The organism is Xanthomonas sp. WHRI 1810A (genome assembly GCF_040202885.1).
Lineage (GTDB): Bacteria > Pseudomonadota > Gammaproteobacteria > Pseudomonadales > Pseudomonadaceae > Aquipseudomonas.
Genome location: NZ_JBEGED010000017.1, coordinates 93,349 through 114,025, shown reverse-complemented (window position 1 = coordinate 114,025; position 20,677 = coordinate 93,349). Strand labels below are relative to the sequence as shown.

Here is a 20,677-nt window from a genome sequence, read left to right as displayed (position 1 = left end):
GAATAAATTCGCTCCTACAGATATTTGATCCACAAAAAAAGGCCCGAATCGCGAGATTCGGGCCTTTTGTTAAGTAAAGTGTGACTGAAGTTCCTGGCTTTAGTTCCTAAATCAAAACAATAACTTAGCGTTTTGTATACAGGTCGCGTTATTCGTCGGATTTCGATTGTGACATTTCCTACATGATTGCAGGATCGCGCCGTCATCCCTACGAGAGTCCATACATGAAGTATTCCTCGATTCTGTTGTTGTCACTCACCCTGGCCACGGGTTTCGCTTCAGCGGGCGATAACGTGACTGCCGGTGTGGGCGGTGCATTGGGTGGGGTACTCGGTTCCGTTGTCGGCCAGCAAATCGGCGGCAGCACAGGTTCGGCCATTGGGGCTGGCCTGGGTGGTGCAGCCGGTGGTGCGGTGGGTGCAGACCGTCGCAACCGCACCGAAGCCGCATTGGGCGGCGGCTTGGGCGCCGCAGGCGGTAACGTCATTGGCCGCAGCGTTGGCGGCAACACCGGCAGCCTGATTGGTGCTGCAGCCGGTGGTGGTGCGGGCGGTGCCTTGGGCAACTATATGGGCAACGAAAGCCGCCGCGACGACGATCGCAGCTACCGTGGCGACCGTCGTGACTACCGTAATGGCCATGGTCCACGCGGTCACGCCTACGGTCATCGCAAAAACGAACGCCATTGGCGCCATCGTTAATACCTGACGCTAAAATCATCAAGATGGACGCTGTCCTGCAGGAGCTGACGAGCCCGAGCGAGGCTGCGATGCGGTACACCTGACACACCGCCATCGCAACCTCGCCCCGGGCTCGTCAGGTCCTACAAAAGCGACCCATCGGTTGACGTCAAATCTGCCCCTGCACCCACTCCCGCACAGACGCATATGGATAATCCTCGAGCGCAGCAAAGCCCGGAAGACTCCGCGCCTTTAGCTTGGTGAACAGCGGCACGCTGATCCCGCACAGAAACCGGGTCAGGCATTCGGCACTTGGCTCAAAGCCCTTGGCGGCGCCATGTGTAGCGATGAACCCGGCGCACAGGCCTTGAAAGTTCTGGGCGTCCAATGGGGCCAGTGTTGGCGGATCCGGCAATCGGGCCACGCGTCCTTCGCACACCGAACAATGACCGCAATGCTCTGGCGCTTTCTCATCGCCAAAATACTGTGCAAGCCGGTGGCTCAGGCATTGCTCGCTGCTGAACACCTCCAGCATTGCGTGGATACGCGCGACCTCCGTTGTCTCGTGGTGGGCGAAATAGTCGTGCAGCTCGCTGCTGAGTGCGTCCAGATCAAAGTCCGTATCGAGCAGGCTGTACACCTCGGTCATCTGCTTGCTTTCCAGCTCGATCCAGCCCTTCTCCTGAAAATAATCCAGCGCCGTGACCACGCGTCCGCGATCTGCGTTGTACTGCTGAAACATCGCATCGAAATTCACTGTCGCCCAGGTTCGCGCCTTGCTGGAGGTTTCCATCAGCGCCTGCACAAATTGCCGACGCTCGCCTTCAAAGCGCTGAACGATCTGGTCCGCCGTGAGCAGGAACTTGAAGCGATACTCGGCGAAATAGGAATAGCGCGGCGCGATGATCCCGCGAAGTTCAAGTTGCACCAGCAGCGTCTTCAGCGGCAGCTGGCGGATGTTGCTCATGTCCGACAAGGGCATCAGCAGGAACTCCCACTGCCCGTCGCCCCGCGCGTTGAGCACGTCCTCGAGCACGCGTCGGATGCCCTCGCGCTCCGGCGTGTCGCCGTACACGAAGTTTTCGAGCACGTTCAGGCTGTCTCGGTTGGCCAGGACCAGGCATTCGGAGGGCGCACCGTCGCGCCCTGCACGTCCGATTTCCTGGCTGTAGTTTTCGATGGATTTGGGCAGATCAAAATGCACGACGTTGCGGATATCGCTCTTGTCGATGCCCATGCCGAACGCGATGGTTGCCACGATGCAATTGAGCTTGCCGCCCATGAACTGCCGCTGAATGGACTCGCGCTTATCGTGGACCAGGCCTGCGTGATAGGCATAAGCAGGAATGCCGTTTTCAGAAAGATGCGCCGCAACAAACTCGGCAGTCTTTTGCAACGTCACGTAAACAATGGTCGGCTGATGGGCACGCTCGCCGAGCCACTGCACCAGCCGCCGACGCTTGTCGCGCCCCGGCACTGGCTCAACCAGCAGCGTGAGGTTCGATCGATAGAAGCCCGTGGTCACCACGTCATCCGGCGCGATGGCGAATTTGCTCTCCATGTCAGCGATAACGCCTGGCGTGGCGGTAGCCGTCAGCAGCAAAGCTTGTGGGATGTTGAACTCGCGCTGGTAGTCCGGCAGCTTGAGGTAATCGGGACGGAAGTTATGCCCCCACTCGGAAATGCAGTGGGCTTCGTCTACTACCAGTAACGAAATGGGGATCTGTGCGATGAAATGCCGGAAGCGTTCGTTCTTCAGGCGCTCGACGGAAATCATCAGAATCTTCAGCTCCCCCGAGCGGGCTCGGGACATAACGTCGGCGACCTCATCGCGACTCTGTGCCGAATCGATGCTGGCCGCGGCGATACCGTGACGCTGAAGGAAGGCCAACTGGTCCTGAATCAACGCCAGCAACGGCGACACCACCAGCGTCAGGTGCGGCAATAGCAAGGCAGGCAGTTGATAGCACAGCGACTTGCCTGAACCGGTCGGGAATATGGCCGCTGCCGATCGCCCCGCCAGCACTGCCCCAATCGCGGCCTCTTGTCCTGCGCGGAACTGCTGATAACCGAATACCCGCTCAAGGGTTTGATGCATGGGTGCCACTCCATCGACTGTTGGAAAGGGTTCGCACCTTAAGACATTAACAGGTCAACAAACAAGTTATTCACATTACGTAACAGCATCTAAACGGCAAACTAAGAATAACGTCCTAATCTCTGTTTATTCATTCACCACAACAATGAGATTGCAGTATGAGTACGTTCACTATTTTCTTTTGCGGTACGGGTTCAACACGATACGATACAATTAACCATAATTACTGGAACGGCGAATTAGTTGCCACGCTGGCAAATAATATGCAAAACCGAGAGTTCGCTGACTGGATAGCCATCGATGGACCGGGCAGCGGCAACCTGCAAGCGGATGATCTGTTCACTGAATCCAAGGGGTATGGCTGGACTGGCACCGCCTTTGGCAAAGGCTGGGAAGAAAACGTAAAACATGCCCTGAACATGATCAAAGGCAAAACCAGTTGGCAACGCAAGAAACTGACCGAAGCCGAATACAACCGGCTGAAAGCGGCCGGGCTGCCGATTCACGACGTAGAAGAAAGTGGGTCGTGGCTGTGGCGGCATTATGACTACGGCGATCGCAAGGTCAGCCAGCAGCAACTGCAAGAGCAGATCATCAAGACTTACCGCAAAGGCGGATTGATTCCCAAACAGGTTAACCTGGTGGGCTGGAGCCGGGGTGGCGTCAGCTGCCACATGGTGGCGAATGCCATGCTGGCCGACCCAGCTCTCAAGCACATCGCCGTGAACATTTTCGCCATCGACCCGGTGCCCGGCCCCTTGAACTACCAAACCGAGAAGGTGACGCTGGGTAAAAACGTCAAACAGTACGTCGCGTTTTATGCCCGGGATGAACGATCAAAAGGCTTCTCATGCATTATTCCCAAGACCGATCCAGCCACAAAGACGAGCATTTATCCAATGCCCGGACGACATGCCACACTGGTGGGCAATGCCTCCCTCAGCGGCGGATCGGGAGAAGGCAACTTGATGGAGCCCGGTACGCTGGTGCGGCATTATGCAGAAGTGTGCTTGACGCGATGGGGATCACCGCTCGATAAACGACTGAAACTGACGCCCGTCAAAGTGAAAACTTTGCACCAAGGCATCGTCGTGCATGAAACTGATTTCGTCAAAATGCGGAAAAACTCCTACACCAAACTTACCGAACACGAGAATAACGAACGGTACGTCAGTTATGCAGACAAGGGCACTGCTTTTTCGCTGGTGGCTGGCAAGCACTTCGCGCCAGCGACCGGGTTGTCTGTATTGGCTAAAGATGATGGGCTGTATAAGGATATACACTGAGTCGGAAGAATTTGTAGATGATGGATTTGAGTTTTACTGAGTGCATGCGTTAACCCGGCTGATACCTGCTCAAATCAAGAGCACGCGTGGCCAAGAATTCCAAAAAACCGTCCTATAGGGGCGGTTTTTTATGCTTGGCGGCGAAACAAATGACTGCTGCGAAGCTTGCTTGCTGCATCCAGCAAAGCCAAGACATTTGTCAGAAATACATAAAGATCGCCTTCGAAGTAATCTTCGGCGAATGAAAGCTCTTGATCAAATGGATCGGCATATTCTAAACCGTCAGCCGTCATATTCTTGTCTATATATTTTTTGATATTTCGCTTCAAAAAAAACACACATAGAGTGCTATGAGTATCAACGTATTCCGCAACGATCTCCGGCAGAGTCAAAGGAACGTAACTATCCTTTTCTTCATCCACCAAAAACTCGCCAACTGCAATTCCCACATCGTACATGAATCCCATCAGAAAGCCGTAAGTCGATGGACGTACCTTATAAACCGGAAATGCCGTCAGAACAAATTAAGGCATGTGGTTATACTCAGTCATCTTAAGAACTACCCTGATCTTGGAAAGATGCACTACATCCTCAGGATTTTGCTTGGTGATTCCCCAGCCCACCTCGCGCCCCAGTTCAATATCAAACCGATATTCAGGCCGCATTAGCAGAAATTTTGCTCTGGAATATATTAGAATTTTCAGCCTTTTTTTTTGAAGCGCTTGGCTCACGGCCCACTCAGCGGCCTGCAGATCATAAAACGTAGTTGATTCATTAACTTTATTCGAGGTGAGCATCTTTCTGACTCCTTACATAAGCTAGATGCTGTATAGCCGTTAGTTTTTCTTGAGACAAATAGGACTCATACGACGCATAATACTGTCAGCTACCATAAGAAATAGTTTCGGATCCTGGACTTCCTTTCTGTTTCCAGCAAAGCCAAGACATTTTTCAGGAATACATAAAGATCGCCCTCGAAATAATCTTCAGGGAAGCGCAGTTCTTGGTTGAAGGGCTCGGCATACTCCAAACCGTCTACAGTCATATTCCTTTTTATGTAGCTTTTTATTTGAATTTTTAAGAAGAAGACACTAACCGTCCCATGAGTATCGAAATATTCGCGGACAATGTCAGACAACGAAAGCGGGACATAGGCATCTTTTTCCTCATCAGGCAGAAATTCACCGACGCCATTTCCAACTTCATACATGAATCCCATTAGAACTGTATAAGCCATATTTGCCGCTTCACTTAATTGGAAATGGAGTGACAATAAGATAAGGCACATTATTGAACTGGACTTTCTTCGACGCAAACCGCTTCTGCAGAAAAGCTAACGTTTTCTCGACATGATTGGCATCGTTTGGCCACCACTCATTCCCTTAACGGTCAGGGCTGACCTAAAAAATACTTCCGAAGTCTAGACTTCCTTTCCGCCTCCAGCAATGACAAGACGTTTGTGAGGAATACATGAAGGTCGCCTTCGAAGTAGTCCTCTGCAAATGAAAGTTCTTGATCAAATGGATCTGCATATTCCAAACCGTCAGCCGTCATGTGGTGTTTAATATAGTGCTTTATATTCCTTCGCAAGAAAATTACACAAAGAAAATTTCGTTTATCAATATAATCCTTAACTATTTGAGCCAACGTCATCGGGGTAAACTCGGCTTTTTCTTCGTCTTGCAAAAATTCACCGACGCCGATGCCGACATCAAACATGAAATCCATTAGATATCCGTAAGCCATTTATTAAAAATCTCATAGGGCCGGGAATGAAGCATAGGGCAAATCATTTGGGCTGGGAACCAAGTCATCACCGGAAGAAAAAGGCTTTGATCCGGGCCTTTCGCTCTACTTCCAGCAAGAACAAGACGTTTTTCAGAAAGACATGTAAGTCCCCTTCGAAGTAGTCTTCGGGGAAGGTTAGCTCGTACTCAAATGGGTAGGCATATTCCAAGCCGTCAGCGCTGAGATGATTTTTAATATAACTTTTAATGTTTCTACGCAATAAAAACCTGTCCAAAGGATAGCTTTCATCTACGTACGCTTTGACTATTTCGGCCAATGTCAGCGGGACAAAAACTGCTTTTTCCTCGTCTGTCAAAAACTCCCCGACCCCATTTCCAACATCGTACATGAAACTCATTAAAGAACTGTATTTCATTGGTCGTACCTCATGGAACCGGGAAAGCCGTAACTATATAGTAGGGCATATAATTGTACTCGACGAACGAAATAACGACCCTGACCTTTGACATCTCAACAATTTCCGCTGGCGCGTTTCGGGAAATACCCCACCCGACAATTTTCTTTAGCGAAGTGTCGAACTCATAGCGTCCCTTTTTTTGCAGGAACTTTAGTTTAGAAAGCATCAAAATCTTGAGCCTATTGCGCTGCAGTGCTTGGCTTACCGCCCATTCTGCAGTCGCCAAGTCATGAAAGGTGCTCGCAATTTGAACTTTCTTCGACGCAAACCGCTTTTGCAGGTAAGCCAGCGTCTTCTCGACATGTTTGGCAATCGTATGGCCACCACCCATTCTCTTGGGCGCATGCAAGGGTATTTCACTCGTGACAACGGTCATCCGCCCCGCCCTGACCGAAGACACCCTGAACGCGTTGTACAACGAAGCCGTAGAAAGCGGCACCGCGAACTCCATCGCCAAACCAATGACCTGGCCTGTGCCCTGGGAGGCTCCGACTGATTCAGCGACAGACGTCCCAGCCTTGAAAGCAAAGGAATCCGTCTGCTGTCCAGTAAGAATCTGTGTCGACGCCGCGGACAGTTGATCAGACGCGTGCACCCCCATCGCAACACAGCCGACCTTCGAGATAGGCTCGGGAATCGCGCAAAGAACCCCCGCCCCCGCCAGTTCAATAATGCCGCCAACGAGCCGCAAACTACCGAATATGCGATTTGACCTTATTTCGCCTTCAGATAAGGACTCATGCGATAAAATCGCGGCCATTTGCGGGAAACTGAGCGTTACACGGAAGTCGTCTGTTCTGTACATACGTGAAAGGGCCTGCTACTGAAATGACTTTTATTTTCAGCCGCCAAACTTGCAACGACGGCGGGCAGGCTAAGTCTCAATATCAGTAGCAGCAAGAGTGATACGTTAGTTACAGAAGTTTCATACAACAGAATAAGAGACTTCCTAAACATAAATCCCGGACAACAAAAAACCGCCCCGAGGGGCGGTTTTCTTTTAGCTCATCCGAATATTACGACTTCGGACCCGCTGCCTTGATGGCGTCGCTCACGTCGAACTTCTTGAAGTTCTCGGTGAACAAGGCGGCCAGCGCTTTGGCAGCAGTATCGTAGGCGGCTTTGTCTTCCCAGGTGTTACGTGGGTTGAGCAAACCGGTGTCTACGCCCGGAACCGATTTCGGCACGTCAAGGTTGACTGTGTCCAGGTGCTCGGTTTCGGTGCCGATCAGGGCGCCGCTCTGGATTGCTGCGATCACGCCACGGGTGGTCGGAATGTTGAAGCGCTTGCCGACACCGTAACCGCCGCCGGTCCAACCGGTATTGACCAGATACACCTTGGAGTTGAACCCACGGATGCGCTTGATCAACAGCTCAGCGTACTCACCCGCCGGACGCGGGAAGAATGGCGCGCCGAAGCAGGTAGAGAACGTGGACTTGATACCTGGGCCCGAGCCCATTTCGGTGGAACCAACCAGTGCGGTGTAACCCGACAGGAAGTGATAGGCCGCCTGTTCTTCGCTGAGAATCGACACAGGTGGCAGTACGCCGGTCAGGTCGCAGGTCAGGAAGATCACAGCGTTGGGTTCGCCACCGAGGTTTTTCGGTGCGCGTTTTTCGATCAGCTCACGCGGGTAAGCGGCGCGGCTGTTCTGGGTCAGGCTGTCGTCGGCGTAATCGGCTTTTTTGTCAGCATCAAGTACGACGTTTTCCAGCACGGCGCCGTGCTGGATGGCTTTCCAGATAACGGGTTCGTTCTTCTCGGAGAGATCGATGCACTTGGCATAGCAGCCGCCTTCGATGTTGAAGACCACGCCTTCGCCCCAGCCGTGTTCGTCGTCACCGATCAGGTAACGGCTTTCGTCTGCAGACAACGTGGTTTTACCGGTGCCCGACAGACCGAAGAACAAGGTCACGTCGCCGTTTTCGCCCATGTTGGCCGCGCAGTGCATCGGCAATACGTCGTGGGCCGGGAGCAGGAAGTTCTGCACCGAGAACATGGCTTTCTTCATTTCGCCGGCGTAGCGCATGCCTGCGATCAGCACTTTCTTGGCGGCGAAGTTGATGATCACCGCGCCGTCGGAGTTGGTACCGTCACGCTCAGGCTCGCAAACGAACCCTGCTGCGTTCATGACCTGCCACTCTTGCTTGGCGCCTTCGTTGTACTGTTCAGGATTGATGAACAGGCAACGACCAAACATGTTGTGCCAGGCCGTTTCGGTGCTCATCTTGACCGGCAGGTAGTAAGCCGGATCAGAACCTACATGCACGTGAGAAACGAAATGATCGCGCTCACCCAGGTAGGCCTCGACGCGGTCCCACAAAGCGTCGAACTTGTCGGCCGGAAACTTGCGGTTGATCGGGCCCCAGGCGATAGCGTCCTGAGTGCTCGGCTCTTCAACGATGAAACGGTCGAGCGGTGAACGGCCGGTGCGGTGACCCGTCTTGACGACGAGTGCGCCAGTATCGGCCAGCTCGCCTTCACCGCGATTCAGGGCTTCTTTCACCAGATCATCAATGCTGAGATCGGTATACACGGTGCTATTGGCTTGCGTCATGAATGTCCCCGTCGGCTCAAAGCCGAGTCCTCCAAACGTTTTGTAGTAAAAAAACAACCACTACTACAGCGAAAAGTGGGCCGGATTATGCCAGAAAACCCCAGAAAAGGTAGGGCCCTCCGGTCAGTAACTACATATGGAATTTGCCCGGCCTGATTGGCGTGAAAGCACCCATCCAGCGCGCGGCACTACATCAATGACGCGTGCCTGAGGGTGAATCGACGCCGCCACCTGCGAAGAGCTGCACTACATCTGCCGAATCGAACAAATAGCGCTGATTGCAGAACTGACAATCGATCTCGACCATGCCGTTGTGCTCGATCACCAATTGCTGTGCATCTTCCAGACCAAGACTGACCAGTGCATTGGCAGAACGTTCGCGCGAGCAACTGCATCGGAAGGTCAGGGGCTGAATATCGAACATGCGCAGCGGGTCTTCGTGGAACAAACGGTGCAGCACGGTCTCGTTGTCCAGGCTCAACAACTCTTCGGCGGTCAGCGTGCTGGCAAGGGTGGTCACGTGTTGCCAGCTGGCTTCGCGCTCTTGTGGGTCAGTCAGGCGGGCGGCGGGCAGTTGTTGGAGCAACAAACCCCGTGCGCGCTTGCCATCTGCATTGAGCCAGAAGCGAGTCGGCAGTTGCTCGGACATCACAAAGTAGGTGGACAGGCACTCGGACAGGTCCGCGCCTTCCAGACCGACGATGCCTTGGTAGCGTTTGCCCTGACGTGGATCCATGGTCATGGTCAGGTCACCCTCCGGCATCAGCGTCTGCAGTGTGGCGCCTGGCTCGATCAGGGCTTCATCGTATCGGGCGATGCCGCGTATCTCACGCTCGCTGGAGCATTCGACCATCAGCAACGATACCGGCCCGAGTGAGCGTGCCTGCAATACCAGCAGCCCATCGAACTTCAGGGTCCCGACAAGCAAGGCTGCAGCGGCGAGCATTTCGCCCAGCAGTTGCGCAACAGGCTCTGGATAGGCGTGCTTGGCAAGCACTTCGGCGTAGCTGCGCTCCAGCGCAACGGTTTCGCCGCGGACGTCGCTCTCATCAAAAATGAAGCGCTGGGTGTAATCGGTGTCAGCAATATCATGCATAGGGAAGGTATCTGAAGTAATGACAAAATGATGACGGACGCTTATAAAGCGCGGTTTAGCACCACGCGGTGCACTGTCATGCCGATGGAGGCATTTTATGGACTATCCCGCGCTGTTCCAACCGAAGTGGAACGTCAGGCGTCTTGTACTCTGCAATCTGGTAGCGCTGGCGCTGCTGCTTGTGTGGATCTGGCCAACGGCACATGCCGCATTCACTCAGTTCGATGAGTGGTTTTTTCATCTGCTCAATCGCCCGCTGGCGAGCAGCACAGTGTGGCTTTACATCTGGACCGTCGCCAGTATGCGTCCATTCGACATCGTGGTCGGGATCATCCTGCTGGTGCTGCTGATCAAAGGCGACTGGGTATTCAAGGCCGCGCAGACTCGCTCGGCCGCGATCGGGTTCATCGTGACCCTGATCGTCCTGCTGATCATTCGCGCCGTATTCTCCAAGATCATCGACCACTCCTCGCTGCAACACGACAGCGCGTCGATGGTGATTCCTGACGCAATCAAGCTCAGTGACATCTTTCCCGTGCTCGAGAAAAAGTGGGAGCTCAAGGACCGCTCCAGCCAGAGCTTTCCCGGCGACCATGCGTCCGTGCTGTTGATCTGGGCAATGTTCATGACCGTGTTCAGCCGCACGGTCGGTCAACGGGTGATCATTTGGGGACTGGCGCTGCTGTTCATGATGCCGCGCCTGGTGGCCGGGGCCCACTGGGGCCAGGATGACTACATTGGCGGCGTGATGATGGCGCTTCTTGCGCTGGGCTGGAGCTGCTACACACCGTTCGCCGCCAAATCCACTGACCTTTTACTGAGGGCAACCGCTCCCGTTTTCAAGCTGATGGGCCGGATGCCGTTGCTGAACAGCTTAAGCGTTGTGCGGGGCGGCTCGCGGTAGCGCGACGGATGTTGGCAGGGACTCAATCATCGGCCGTATGAAAATGAAATAACTGCCTGCGCTGTTTCTTGGTCGGCTTGCCGTCAGTGGTCACACCGAGGCTGCCGGCCTTGCGTTGGGCGGCGGCATTTTCGCGTTTGGCGATGCTTTCCGGTGTCTCGGTATAGAGCAGTTGCGCTTCCGGGGCACCACGCCGCACGATGGACAACGCCTGCACCACAACGCTGCGCTCGTCGAAGCCGGCACGAATCTGAAACTCATCACCGACGCGCGGTTCCTTGCCAGGCTTGCATCGCTCGCCGCGACAATGCACCTTGCCGCTTTCGATGGCAGCTTTGGCCAACGCCCGTGTTTTGAAAAAACGTGCCGCCCAGAGCCATTTGTCCAAACGGACTTTATCGTCGTCATCTGACTTTTGTGCCATCTGAATTCCTCGATCAGGTAATAGTCAGAAACTGTACTACGTAATACCGGATATCCACCAATCCCCACCCTTGATTAGAATGCACGCCAAGACCAATGGCGCCTTACTTATGGAGCGCGACGTGACTGATTTCCCGACCTCTTTGACGTCGCCCAGCGGCTGCCAGGCGTGCAAGACCAGCGAAGCACTGGGTTTTGATATTGCCTTCGCTTATCAACCGATCGTGGACCTGCGTGATCGGTCTGTTTTTGCCCATGAAGCCCTGGTGCGCGGCGTCGGCGGCGAGGGGGCTTTGTCGGTACTGAACCGGGTGAACGACCAGAACCGCTATCGATTCGATCAGCTGTGTCGTACCCGGGCGATCGCTACCGCCGCGCAACTTGGCATGACGGAGCATCTGTCGATCAACTTTCTGCCGAACGCGGTATACCGTCCCGAGTTGTGCATCCGCAGTACGTTACAGGCGGCACGCGAGCACAACTTTCCGCTCGACCGGCTGATATTCGAAACCGTGGAAAGTGAGCACCTGGAAAACAGTAATCACCTCGCTCATATCCTGCGTGAGTACCGTGAGTTCGGTTTCAAGACCGCCATCGACGATTTTGGCGCCGGGTATTCGGGCCTCACTCTGCTGGCGGATTTTCAACCCGACCTGATCAAACTGGACATGGCGCTGATACGCGATATTCACCGGGATCGCGCGCGTCAGGCTATTGTGCGCGGGGTTGTCACAATGTGTACCGAGTTAGGCGTTACAGTCATCGCCGAAGGCATCGAGCATGCCGAGGAGCGGGACTTTCTCGCCGACTGCGGGATTTATCTGATGCAGGGCTACTGGTTCGCCAAGCCCGCATTCAAAGCCTTGGCCCAGATTGATTCAGGTGCCTGGCAGACCGCTTAAAACGTACGGAATTGTATTGAAAACTTTTGATCATCTGACAGTCATTGGCCTTCGCGAATGGGTGGCGCTTCCTGACTTGGGGGTCGCTGGCCTGCGAGCGAAAATCGATACCGGCGCGAGCACTTCAAGCCTGCACGCCACCGAAATCGAACCTTTCGAGCGCGACGGAGAGAAATGGGTGCGCTTCAACGCTCACCTCGGCACGATCGTACAGCTGCGCCATCGCCGATGTGAAGCGCAACTGGTGGCCATGAAGACCATAAAAAGCTCCAACGGCCATGCGCAGGTGCGCTACGTGATTCGGACCACGCTTGCGCTGGGCGATCGGGTCTGGCCGGTGGAATTCACGCTGGCCTGTCGCAAAGCCATGCGTTATCGGCTGCTACTGGGTTCCAACGCCCTGATTGACGGCCAACTGGTGGTCAATCCGGGCATTACATACGTTCAGGACAAGCCGGCATTCCCGGCCTCTAATTCCTCTGCCACAGGTGCTGCATGAAGATCGCTGTGCTTTCGCGAAACCCGCGTCTGTATTCAACCCGTCGTCTGGTCGAGGCTGGCATTGCGCGCGGCCACGAGGTGGTGGTGATCGATACCCTGCGTGCCTATATGAATATCGCCAGTCATAAGCCGCAGATTCATTATCGAGGAAAGCCACTGGAAGGCTTTGACGCGGTTATCCCGCGCATTGGTGCTTCCGTCACGTTCTACGGCTGCGCCGTACTGCGTCAATTTGAAATGATGGGCGTGTTTCCGCTCAACGAATCCGTGGCCATTGCCCGCTCGCGGGACAAACTGCGCTCGTTGCAACTGTTATCTCGTCGCGGGATCGGCCTTCCGGTCACAGGCTTTGCTCACTCACCGGACGACATCCCTGACCTGATCCAGATGGTCAATGGCGCGCCGCTGGTGATCAAGGTGCTGGAAGGTACGCAAGGGATCGGCGTGGTGCTGTGCGAAACCGCGACGGCCGCAGAGTCGGTGATCGAGGCATTCATGGGTCTGAAGCAAGACATCATGGTGCAGGAGTACATCAAGGAAGCCGGCGGCGCGGATATCCGTTGCTTCGTGGTGGGCGACAAGGTGATTGCGTCGATGATGCGCCAGGCCAAGCCCGGCGAGTTTCGTTCGAACCTGCACCGTGGCGGCACTGCCAGCCTGATCAAGATCACGCCCGAAGAGCGCATGACCGCCATTCGCGCAGCCAAGGTCATGGGTTTGAGCGTGGCGGGTGTGGATATCCTGCGTTCCAACCATGGACCGCTGGTGATGGAGGTCAATTCATCCCCAGGCCTTGAAGGGATCGAGACGACCACTGGCAAGGACGTGGCCGGGATGATCATTCAGTACATCGAAAAGAATGGTGGTCCGCACATGACCAGGACCAAAGGGAAAGGCTAAGCAACACATATTGTAGGAGCTCGCTTGCCCGCGAAAGGGCTATGTCAGCGACCAATTGGGCGACTGTCTCACGCAATCCCGGGCAAGCGCGCTCCTACAAGATCAAACTAATCCGCATCCCGAGGCAGCATCAGCCCCAACGGTAATCTCACCCGCGCTTCAAGCCCACCCCCTGACCGGTTGCGCAATTCGACGTTACCACCGTGCATCGCAGCAATCCGTTTGACGATCGCCAGCCCTAATCCCGTGCCTTTCCCGCTACGGGCGCGGTCGCCACGAATGAACGGATTGAAAATGCCCTCAAGCTCGGACTCATCAATACCGGCGCCACGGTCCAGCACGCTGAGCACCACGTAGGGCGCGCCGCTGTCGCCGGACACATAGGCCGCCACTTCGACCCCATTACCGGCGTGATGCATCGCGTTGCCGATCAGATTGGCCAGCAACCGTTTCAAGGAAATACGTCGCAGCGGGAACGCTGGAATGGGCTCCAGGCACAACCGAATCTGTTCCTCAGGGCTGTTGTAGGGCGCCACCACCTCGCGCACCAGTTGGCCGAGATCGACCTCTTCGATTTCCTCGTCACGCCCGTCGCGAATGAACGCCAGGAACTGATCGAGAATGGCGTCCATGTCCTCGATGTCGCGCACCATGCCCAGGGTCAGATCGTTGTCACCCGGCATCAGCTCCAGGGAAAGCCGCAACCGAGTCAACGGCGTGCGCAAATCGTGGGACACCCCCGCCAGCATCAACTCCCGCTCCTGTCCTGCCTGCTCGACGTCTTCGGCCATCTGGTTGAAGGCGCGGTAGACCTCGGTCATCTCGCTGGGCGTATCACTGACCGGCAAGCGCACGCTGCGCCCCTGACCCAGTTGCCGTGCGGCAAACACCAGGCGCTTGAGCGGCTGGTTGAGTTGACTGACGAAAATCCATGCCGACGCGGTGGATAACAACCCGATGGCAAGGAACCAGCCCAGCACGCTCCAGATCTTCTGCCCCCTCAGCGGGTGCGGGTAGAGCGGCACCTTGAGCCAGCCATCCCCCAGGCTCGGGGCGCGCACCCACAGCGCTGGCGGCGCATGCACCCGCAGCCGCACCTCGGTGTCCGCGCCCAGTTCGGCCTGCATCTGACGCTGATAGATTTCGGAATAGGGCCAATGCTGTTCCCCTTCCGGGACGCCGCCGCCCACGACCCGGATCAAACCTGCGGCATCGGCGATGCTCTCGCGGTCGCTTTCATCGGCCGCCCAGTACGCCCGCAGCGTCAACGCCACGCCATGGCTGTATTGCCTGTCGACCAGAACATCTTCGTTCATCAACAGATAAACCAGCGTCAACGCCTTGGAAAACAGCACGACGATGAGCACCAGCCAGAGGGTGCGGGAGAAGAAGCTTTGCGGGAACCACAGGGGTGTCTTCATAACAGCAGCTACACACTTTGCAGGAGCGAGTCAGGCTCGGATGTTTGCGGACAGGGGGCGAGCGGGACGCCAAAACCAGCCACACCAAAGCCCCCTGTTCAAGAGGAAATCAGTGCGACTGGAGGATGTGTCGGGCGTGTTTATCACCCCGACAGGCGACCGTTCAGTAGTTATTTGCCAGCATTGGCATCGCTGTTGCCGTCCGGCACGAACACGTAACCCACGCCCCAGACGGTCTGGATGTACCGCGGCTTGGCGGCGTCCGGCTCGATCAGGCGACGCAGACGGGAAATCTGCACGTCGATGGAGCGTTCCAGCGCGTCCCACTCGCGGCCACGGGCCAGGTTCATCAGCTTGTCACGGGTCAACGGCTCCCGCGCATGCATGACCAGCGCCTTGAGTACCGCAAACTCGCCGGTGGTGAGCATGTGGACTTCGTTGCCGCGCTTCAACTCGCGCGTGGCCAGTGAAAGCTCGTATTCGCCAAACGTAACGGACTCGTCTTCCGTGCCCGGTGCGCCCGGGACAGGAACCGACTGACGACGCAGGACCGCTTTGACGCGGGCCATGAGTTCATCAGGGTTGAAGGGTTTGGCCAGGTAATCGTCAGCGCCAAGCTCAAGGCCCTTGATCCGGCTCAATTCATCGCCTTTGGCGGTGAGCATGATGATCGGCACCTGGTTGTTCGCTGCACGCAGACGACGGCAGGCAGAAAGGCCGTCTTCCCCCGGCAGCATCAGATCCAGCACCACAAGGTGGAAAACCTCGCGAGCCAACAAGCGATCCATTTGCTCTACGTTGGCCACCGCACGGGCGCGATAGCCCTTGCTGGTGAAAAAGCGCTCTAACAGGCTGCTAAGGCCCGGGTCATCATCAACAATGAGGATTTTCTCGCCTTCAACCGGTTGTGCGGTGCTGCTCATAGAATGCTCCTTTGATCTCGGCGCGCATTATGGCGTAGCTGCTGTGATGCGCACCGTGTGCATTGTTAGCAGATTTTTCCTGACCTGCCACTGACGGTCTTGCATGGCGGTTTGCGAAGGATGATCGAGGCTCCACCGGTGCGCTTTTTCGACGGGTCGTCGGCGGGTCCCCTATTCAGGGTGGGGTGGGTATAATGCGCCGCCTTCAAGGTGAGGCAACGCGTAATCAAGGCCGTTCGCCAGTAGCTGGATTTTTAGCATTTACATTTGCCAGGTGGTTTTATGGACAGCATCAACAGCCGCATCGCCGAGGAACTCGGCGTCCGCCCGCAACAGGTCGAAGCGGCCGTCGCGCTACTGGATGAAGGCTCGACCGTACCCTTCATTTCTCGCTACCGTAAAGAAGTGACTGGCAGCCTCGATGACACGCAGCTGCGTCATCTGGAAGAGCGCCTGCGCTATCTGCGTGAACTGGATGAGCGTCGCATCAGCATCCTTGCCAGCATCGAAGAGCAAGGCAAGCTGACGCCGGAACTGGCGCGCGACATCAAGCTGGCCGACACCAAAACCCGCCTGGAAGACTTGTACCTCCCGTACAAACAGAAACGCCGCACCAAAGGCCAGATCGCGCTGGAAGCAGGTCTGGGCGAGCTGGCTGACGGTCTGTTCAACGACCCCACTCTGACGCCAGACACCGAAGCCGCGCGCTTCGTCAACGCCGAAAAAGGCGTGTCCGACGTCAAGGCCGCGCTGGAAGGCGCCAAGTACATCCTCATGGAGCGCTTCGCCGAAGACGCCACACTGCTGGAAAAACTGCGCAGCTTCCTCAAGCAGGAAGCCGTGATCAGCGCTCGCGTGGTGGCTGGCAAGGAAGAAGAAGGCGCTAAGTTCCGTGACTACTTCGAACACGACGAACCCCTGAAAAGCATGCCGTCGCACCGTGCGCTGGCGATTTTCCGTGGCCGCAACGAGGGCATTCTCAGCGCCGCACTCAAGGTCGGCGAAGATCTGCCGGGCACCTTGCACCCGTGCGAGATGATGATCAGCGAGCGTTTCGGCCTGCAGAACCAGAACCGCGCGGCAGACAAATGGCTGGCTGAAGTGGTGCGCTGGACCTGGAAAGTAAAACTCTATTCGCACCTGGAAACCGATCTGTTCGGTGAACTGCGCGAAGGCGCGGAAGCCGAGGCGATCAACGTATTTGCCCACAACCTGCATGACTTGCTGCTGGCCGCACCGGCCGGTCCCCGGGCTACGCTAGGGCTGGACCCCGGTTTGCGCACCGGCTGCAAGGTGGCCGTGGTCGACTCCACCGGCAAGCTGCTGGACTACGCCACGGTTTACCCGCATGTTCCGAAAAACCAGTGGGACCAGACCATCGCCGTGCTGGCCGCCCTCTGCGCCAAGCATGCCGTTGACCTGATCGCCATCGGCAATGGCACCGCCAGCCGCGAAACCGACAAGCTGGCCGCCGACCTGATCAAAAAATACCCAGGTCTGAAAATGACCAAAGTCATGGTGTCCGAAGCCGGCGCATCGGTTTACTCGGCGTCGGAACTGGCTGCCAAGGAATTCCCGGAGCTGGACGTGTCGATCCGTGGCGCGGTTTCCATCGCCCGCCGATTGCAGGATCCGCTGGCCGAGTTGGTGAAGATCGATCCGAAATCCATCGGTGTCGGCCAATACCAGCACGACGTGTCCCAGCTCAAGCTGGCACGTGGCCTGGACGCTGTGGTCGAGGATTGCGTGAACGCCGTGGGCGTGGACGTGAACACCGCATCGGTGGCTTTGCTGGCTCGCATTTCCGGCCTCAATACCACGCTGGCGCAGAATATCGTGGCGCACCGTGACGAAAACGGCGCCTTCAAGACCCGCGCGTCGTTGAAGAAAGTCGCGCGCCTGGGCGAGAAAACGTTTGAGCAAGCCGCAGGCTTCCTGCGCGTCATGAACGGCGACAACCCGCTGGATTCCTCAGCCGTTCACCCGGAAGCCTATCCGCTGGTGCAGCGTATCGCCGCCGAGACCGACCGCGACATTCGCTCGCTGGTCGGGGACGCCAGCTTTCTCAAGCGCCTGGACCCGAAGAAATTCACCGACGAAACCTTCGGCCTGCCGACGGTGACGGACATTTTGCAGGAACTTGAAAAACCCGGCCGCGACCCGCGCCCCGAGTTCAAGACCGCTGAATTCCAGGACGGCGTCGAGGATCTCAAGGATCTGGAACTGGGCATGATCCTCGAAGGCGTCGTCACCAACGTCACCAACTTCGGTGCTTTCGTCGACATCGGCGTGCATCAGGATGGTCTGGTGCACATCTCCGCGCTGTCCGAGAAGTTCATCAAGGACCCGCGCGAAGCGGTCAAGGCTGGCGACGTGGTGAAAGTGAAAGTCATGGAAGTCGATATCCCGCGCAAACGCGTCGGCCTGTCGATGCGCATGAGCGATACGCCGGGCGAGAAAGTCGACGGCGCGCGCGGCGCACGTCCGGGCTCGGCGCCTCGTCAGCAGCAACAAGGTTCACCGCGCAAGGAAACCGCCACCGCAGCCCCGGCCAACAACCCCATGGCCTCGCTGTTCGCCAACGCCAAACAACTGAAGAAGCGCTGATGGATATCCCTGACGAACTGACGCAAAGCGCGTACTTCAAAACCCTCGGCTGCCGCGTCGTGCGCTTGGGCGAGGGTGTGGCAGAGGTCGCGCTGGCGCTTGAGCCGCACCTGCGCAACCGCGGCAACGTGATGCACGGCGGGGCGATTTTCAGCCTGGTCGACATCGCCATGGGGCTGGCGTGTTCCAGCTCCCACGGTTTTGACCAGCGCAGCGTGACGATCGAATGCAAGATCAACTACGTGCGCGGCGTATCCGACGGTGAAGTGACCTGCATCAGCACGGTCCTGCACACCGGGAGGCGCACGTTGGTGGTCGAAGCCGAGGTGCGCCAGGACGACAAACTTGTCGCAAAAGCGCAGGGCACGTTCGCTGTCGTCTAGCTGTCGGACATGGTTATGGGGTAATTTCGGCACTGTGTAACAGTGGCGAAATACCCTGAATCGATGTTCGATCATGATCGGTAACTGGAAACCGGGCGTTCAGACCCAAACGAGGCGTCAACGCCAGTTTTTTCCTCTCCCTTGTAGACCGTCATAACGATCCCCATATAGGGCCGACTGATGCGTGAAGGAATTCAACTTGAGCGAAATTCTCAACCGCCGCCTGGCTCTGCTTAGCGAGCGCACTAACCTCTCCTTGCTGGAGCAGTGCTTGCACGGCATCGAGCGTGAATGCCTGCGTGTAACGGCCGATGCCCGTCTGGCCCAGACGCCGCATCCCGAGGCGCTCGGCGCGGCGCTGACCAACGAACAGATCACCACAGACTATTCCGAGTCGTTGCTGGAGTTCATCACGCCTGCGCTGAAGAACCCGGTCGATACCCTGGCGAGCCTGGACCAGATACACCGCTTCGCTTACAGCAAGTTGGGCAGCGAGTTCCTCTGGAGCCCGTCGATGCCCTGCCCGCTGCCTGCAGAGGAAGATATTCCGATTGCCTACTTCGGCACCTCGAATATCGGCCAGCTCAAGTACGTCTACCGCAAGGGTCTGGCCCTACGGTATGGCAAAACGATGCAATGCATTGCGGGCATTCATTACAACTTCTCCTTGCCTGAGGCCATTTGGCCGTTGCTCAAGCAAACCGAGGAGTTCAAAGGCGATGACCGCGATTATCAATCCCACAGCTACATCGGGTTGATCCGCAACTTCCGCCGTTACAGCTGGCTGTTGATGTACCTGTTCGGTGCCTCCCCGGCGCTGGACGCCAGCTTCCTGCGAGGCCGGTCGCATCAGCTCGAGCAACTGGACGCGGACACGCTGTACCTGCCGTACGCCACCAGCCTGCGCATGAGCGACCTGGGTTATCAAAGTAACGCTCAAGCCGATTTGACGCCGTGCTACCACGATCTGATCAGCTACACCGACAGCCTGCGCAAAGCCGTTGCCACGCCGTATCCGCCGTATGTCGAGATCGGCACGCACAAGGATGGCGAGTGGATTCAGCTCAACACCAACGTGCTGCAGATCGAAAACGAGTACTACTCCACCATTCGCCCGAAACGCGTGACATATTCCGGCGAGCGTCCGATTCAGGCGCTGGTGGCGCGTGGCGTGCAGTACGTAGAGGTCCGTTGCCTGGACATCAACCCGTTCCTGCCAACGGGCATCGATCTGCAGCAGTCGCGCTTCATTGACGCCTTCATTCTGTTTTGTGCCTTGCAAGAAAGCCCGCAGCTGGCAGAAAACGAATGCAATAACGCTGCGTCGAACTTCCTGACCGTGGTCAAGGAAGGCCGTCGTCCTGGTTTGGAACTGAGCCGCAACGACACCACCATTGACCTGAAAGTCTGGGCCGATGAGTTGCTGGACAAGATCGAGCCGATCATCAAGTTGCTGGACGAGAGTCAGAACCTGGATGAGCACGCCAAGTCGCTGGCCGTGCAGCGCGCGAAGGTGGCCGATGCTTCACTGACGCCGTCGGCTCAGGTGCTGGCGAGCATGGCTGAGCATAAGGAAGGCTTCACCGCGTTCTCGTTCCGTCAGAGCCAGGCGCATGCCGAGCACTTCCGCAGCCAGCCGTTGAGCGTTGAGGAGCAGTCGAACTTCGAGACCCTGGCCCGCAACTCCATCGCGCAGCAGGCAGAACTGGAGCAAACCGAAGAAGTGGTCGATTTCGACACCTTCGTTGGCGCGTATCAGGCGAGCATTCTGGCGATCAGTAATTGATCA

21 protein-coding genes are annotated in these 20,677 nt (G+C 56.5%); 9 read left to right on the top strand and 12 right to left on the bottom strand.

The features are described from left to right. The first annotated feature begins 224 nt into the window (after nucleotides 1–224). A complete protein-coding gene (locus ABQX22_RS22120; RefSeq protein ID WP_349801998.1) occupies nucleotides 225–701 on the top strand; it encodes a YMGG-like glycine zipper-containing protein in 477 nt (158 codons plus the stop codon). Between the two features lie 148 nt (nucleotides 702–849). Here the strand turns inward: ABQX22_RS22120 and ABQX22_RS22115 are convergent, their stop codons facing one another. Continuing rightward, nucleotides 850–2,778, bottom strand: a complete 1,929-nt coding sequence (locus tag ABQX22_RS22115) for a RecQ family ATP-dependent DNA helicase (RefSeq protein ID WP_349801997.1) — start codon at nucleotides 2,776–2,778, stop codon at nucleotides 850–852. Between the two features lie 158 nt (nucleotides 2,779–2,936). Between ABQX22_RS22115 and ABQX22_RS22110 the strand changes: the two genes are divergently transcribed. Further along, nucleotides 2,937–4,064, top strand: a complete 1,128-nt coding sequence (locus ABQX22_RS22110) for a hypothetical protein (protein ID WP_349801996.1) — start codon at nucleotides 2,937–2,939, stop codon at nucleotides 4,062–4,064. Nucleotides 4,065–4,192: 128 nt separating this feature from the next. Here ABQX22_RS22110 and ABQX22_RS22105 read toward each other — a convergent pair whose 3' ends face one another. The 8 genes from ABQX22_RS22105 to hslO all read right to left on the bottom strand — a co-directional run bounded on the left by ABQX22_RS22105 (nucleotide 4,193) and on the right by hslO (nucleotide 9,924). Beyond that, on the bottom strand, nucleotides 4,193–4,531 hold the full coding sequence (locus ABQX22_RS22105; RefSeq protein WP_349801995.1) for a hypothetical protein: 339 nt from the start codon (nucleotides 4,529–4,531) through the stop codon (nucleotides 4,193–4,195). 57 nt (nucleotides 4,532–4,588) lie between these two features. Further along, nucleotides 4,589–4,861: an RNase A-like domain-containing protein gene (locus tag ABQX22_RS22100; RefSeq protein ID WP_349801994.1), complete on the bottom strand. Its 273-nt coding sequence runs from the start codon at nucleotides 4,859–4,861 to the stop codon at nucleotides 4,589–4,591. A gap of 89 nt (nucleotides 4,862–4,950) precedes the next feature. Then, complete coding sequence (locus ABQX22_RS22095) at nucleotides 4,951–5,301, bottom strand: hypothetical protein (RefSeq protein ID WP_349801993.1); 351 nt, start codon at nucleotides 5,299–5,301, stop codon at nucleotides 4,951–4,953. 152 nt (nucleotides 5,302–5,453) lie between these two features. Further along, nucleotides 5,454–5,792: a hypothetical protein gene (locus ABQX22_RS22090; RefSeq protein ID WP_349801992.1), complete on the bottom strand. Its 339-nt coding sequence runs from the start codon at nucleotides 5,790–5,792 to the stop codon at nucleotides 5,454–5,456. Between the two features lie 85 nt (nucleotides 5,793–5,877). Beyond that, nucleotides 5,878–6,228 carry a hypothetical protein gene (locus ABQX22_RS22085; protein WP_349801991.1) on the bottom strand — a complete coding sequence of 117 codons (351 nt, stop codon included), beginning with the start codon at nucleotides 6,226–6,228 and terminating at the stop codon, nucleotides 5,878–5,880. 10 nt (nucleotides 6,229–6,238) lie between these two features. Then, complete coding sequence (locus ABQX22_RS22080; protein ID WP_349801990.1) at nucleotides 6,239–7,075, bottom strand: RNase A-like domain-containing protein; 837 nt, start codon at nucleotides 7,073–7,075, stop codon at nucleotides 6,239–6,241. Nucleotides 7,076–7,286: 211 nt separating this feature from the next. Further along, complete coding sequence (locus ABQX22_RS22075; protein ID WP_349801989.1) at nucleotides 7,287–8,828, bottom strand: phosphoenolpyruvate carboxykinase; 1,542 nt, start codon at nucleotides 8,826–8,828, stop codon at nucleotides 7,287–7,289. 193 nt (nucleotides 8,829–9,021) lie between these two features. Then, a complete protein-coding gene (gene hslO, locus ABQX22_RS22070; RefSeq protein WP_349801988.1) occupies nucleotides 9,022–9,924 on the bottom strand; it encodes an Hsp33 family molecular chaperone HslO in 903 nt (300 codons plus the stop codon). Nucleotides 9,925–10,021: 97 nt separating this feature from the next. Here hslO and ABQX22_RS22065 point away from each other — a divergent pair, with 97 nt between their 5' ends. Then, nucleotides 10,022–10,828, top strand: coding sequence for a phosphatase PAP2 family protein (locus ABQX22_RS22065; protein ID WP_349801987.1), 807 nt, complete (start codon nucleotides 10,022–10,024; stop codon nucleotides 10,826–10,828). A 22-nt stretch (nucleotides 10,829–10,850) separates the two neighbouring features. Here ABQX22_RS22065 and ABQX22_RS22060 read toward each other — a convergent pair whose 3' ends face one another. Continuing rightward, nucleotides 10,851–11,252 (bottom strand): RNA-binding S4 domain-containing protein, encoded by a 402-nt coding sequence (locus ABQX22_RS22060; protein ID WP_349801986.1) that lies wholly within the window; start codon nucleotides 11,250–11,252, stop codon nucleotides 10,851–10,853. 142 nt (nucleotides 11,253–11,394) lie between these two features. Between ABQX22_RS22060 and rimA the strand changes: the two genes are divergently transcribed. From rimA to rimK, 3 genes are read left to right on the top strand one after another with little or no spacing between them, the layout of a single operon-like run. Next, complete coding sequence (gene rimA, locus ABQX22_RS22055) at nucleotides 11,395–12,153, top strand: S6 modification regulatory phosphodiesterase RimA (protein WP_441005317.1); 759 nt, start codon at nucleotides 11,395–11,397, stop codon at nucleotides 12,151–12,153. A gap of 16 nt (nucleotides 12,154–12,169) precedes the next feature. Then, a complete protein-coding gene (gene rimB, locus ABQX22_RS22050) occupies nucleotides 12,170–12,652 on the top strand; it encodes a retropepsin-like aspartic endopeptidase RimB (protein WP_349801985.1) in 483 nt (160 codons plus the stop codon). After that, nucleotides 12,649–13,554 (top strand): 30S ribosomal protein S6--L-glutamate ligase, encoded by a 906-nt coding sequence (rimK, locus tag ABQX22_RS22045; protein ID WP_268798963.1) that lies wholly within the window; start codon nucleotides 12,649–12,651, stop codon nucleotides 13,552–13,554. The genes rimB and rimK overlap by 4 nt, the downstream gene beginning before the upstream one ends. A gap of 107 nt (nucleotides 13,555–13,661) precedes the next feature. On the opposite strand, the gene ABQX22_RS22040 is transcribed toward rimK, so the two are convergent. Then, nucleotides 13,662–14,975: an ATP-binding protein gene (locus tag ABQX22_RS22040; protein ID WP_349801984.1), complete on the bottom strand. Its 1,314-nt coding sequence runs from the start codon at nucleotides 14,973–14,975 to the stop codon at nucleotides 13,662–13,664. A 170-nt stretch (nucleotides 14,976–15,145) separates the two neighbouring features. After that, the gene (ompR, locus tag ABQX22_RS22035; RefSeq protein ID WP_349801983.1) at nucleotides 15,146–15,898 is read right to left on the bottom strand and encodes an osmolarity response regulator transcription factor OmpR; all 753 of its coding nucleotides are present in this window, start codon (nucleotides 15,896–15,898) and stop codon (nucleotides 15,146–15,148) included. Nucleotides 15,899–16,180: 282 nt separating this feature from the next. Here ompR and ABQX22_RS22030 point away from each other — a divergent pair, with 282 nt between their 5' ends. From ABQX22_RS22030 to gshA, 3 genes are all read left to right on the top strand, one after another. Then, entirely contained in the window at nucleotides 16,181–18,505 is a 2,325-nt protein-coding gene (locus ABQX22_RS22030) for a Tex family protein (RefSeq protein ID WP_349801982.1), read from the top strand. Beyond that, the gene (locus ABQX22_RS22025; RefSeq protein WP_349801981.1) at nucleotides 18,505–18,888 is read left to right on the top strand and encodes a PaaI family thioesterase; all 384 of its coding nucleotides are present in this window, start codon (nucleotides 18,505–18,507) and stop codon (nucleotides 18,886–18,888) included. The genes ABQX22_RS22030 and ABQX22_RS22025 overlap by 1 nt, the downstream gene beginning before the upstream one ends. 199 nt (nucleotides 18,889–19,087) lie before the next feature. Next, entirely contained in the window at nucleotides 19,088–20,674 is a 1,587-nt protein-coding gene (gene gshA, locus ABQX22_RS22020; RefSeq protein WP_349801980.1) for a glutamate--cysteine ligase, read from the top strand. Nucleotides 20,675–20,677: the final 3 nt, after the last annotated feature.

Coding starts and splice junctions, on each gene's coding strand:
- ABQX22_RS22120 (WP_349801998.1), top strand. CDS start 225: ATGAAGTATTCCTCGATTCTGTTGTTGTCACTCACCCTGGCCACGGGT.
- ABQX22_RS22115 (WP_349801997.1), bottom strand. CDS start 2,778: ATGCATCAAACCCTTGAGCGGGTATTCGGTTATCAGCAGTTCCGCGCA.
- ABQX22_RS22110 (WP_349801996.1), top strand. CDS start 2,937: ATGAGTACGTTCACTATTTTCTTTTGCGGTACGGGTTCAACACGATAC.
- ABQX22_RS22105 (WP_349801995.1), bottom strand. CDS start 4,531: ATGGGATTCATGTACGATGTGGGAATTGCAGTTGGCGAGTTTTTGGTG.
- ABQX22_RS22100 (WP_349801994.1), bottom strand. CDS start 4,861: ATGCTCACCTCGAATAAAGTTAATGAATCAACTACGTTTTATGATCTG.
- ABQX22_RS22095 (WP_349801993.1), bottom strand. CDS start 5,301: ATGGCTTATACAGTTCTAATGGGATTCATGTATGAAGTTGGAAATGGC.
- ABQX22_RS22090 (WP_349801992.1), bottom strand. CDS start 5,792: ATGGATTTCATGTTTGATGTCGGCATCGGCGTCGGTGAATTTTTGCAA.
- ABQX22_RS22085 (WP_349801991.1), bottom strand. CDS start 6,228: ATGAAATACAGTTCTTTAATGAGTTTCATGTACGATGTTGGAAATGGG.
- ABQX22_RS22080 (WP_349801990.1), bottom strand. CDS start 7,075: ATGTACAGAACAGACGACTTCCGTGTAACGCTCAGTTTCCCGCAAATG.
- ABQX22_RS22075 (WP_349801989.1), bottom strand. CDS start 8,828: ATGACGCAAGCCAATAGCACCGTGTATACCGATCTCAGCATTGATGAT.
- hslO (WP_349801988.1), bottom strand. CDS start 9,924: ATGCATGATATTGCTGACACCGATTACACCCAGCGCTTCATTTTTGAT.
- ABQX22_RS22065 (WP_349801987.1), top strand. CDS start 10,022: ATGGACTATCCCGCGCTGTTCCAACCGAAGTGGAACGTCAGGCGTCTT.
- ABQX22_RS22060 (WP_349801986.1), bottom strand. CDS start 11,252: ATGGCACAAAAGTCAGATGACGACGATAAAGTCCGTTTGGACAAATGG.
- rimK (WP_268798963.1), top strand. CDS start 12,649: ATGAAGATCGCTGTGCTTTCGCGAAACCCGCGTCTGTATTCAACCCGT.
- ABQX22_RS22040 (WP_349801984.1), bottom strand. CDS start 14,975: ATGAAGACACCCCTGTGGTTCCCGCAAAGCTTCTTCTCCCGCACCCTC.
- ompR (WP_349801983.1), bottom strand. CDS start 15,898: ATGAGCAGCACCGCACAACCGGTTGAAGGCGAGAAAATCCTCATTGTT.
- ABQX22_RS22030 (WP_349801982.1), top strand. CDS start 16,181: ATGGACAGCATCAACAGCCGCATCGCCGAGGAACTCGGCGTCCGCCCG.
- ABQX22_RS22025 (WP_349801981.1), top strand. CDS start 18,505: ATGGATATCCCTGACGAACTGACGCAAAGCGCGTACTTCAAAACCCTC.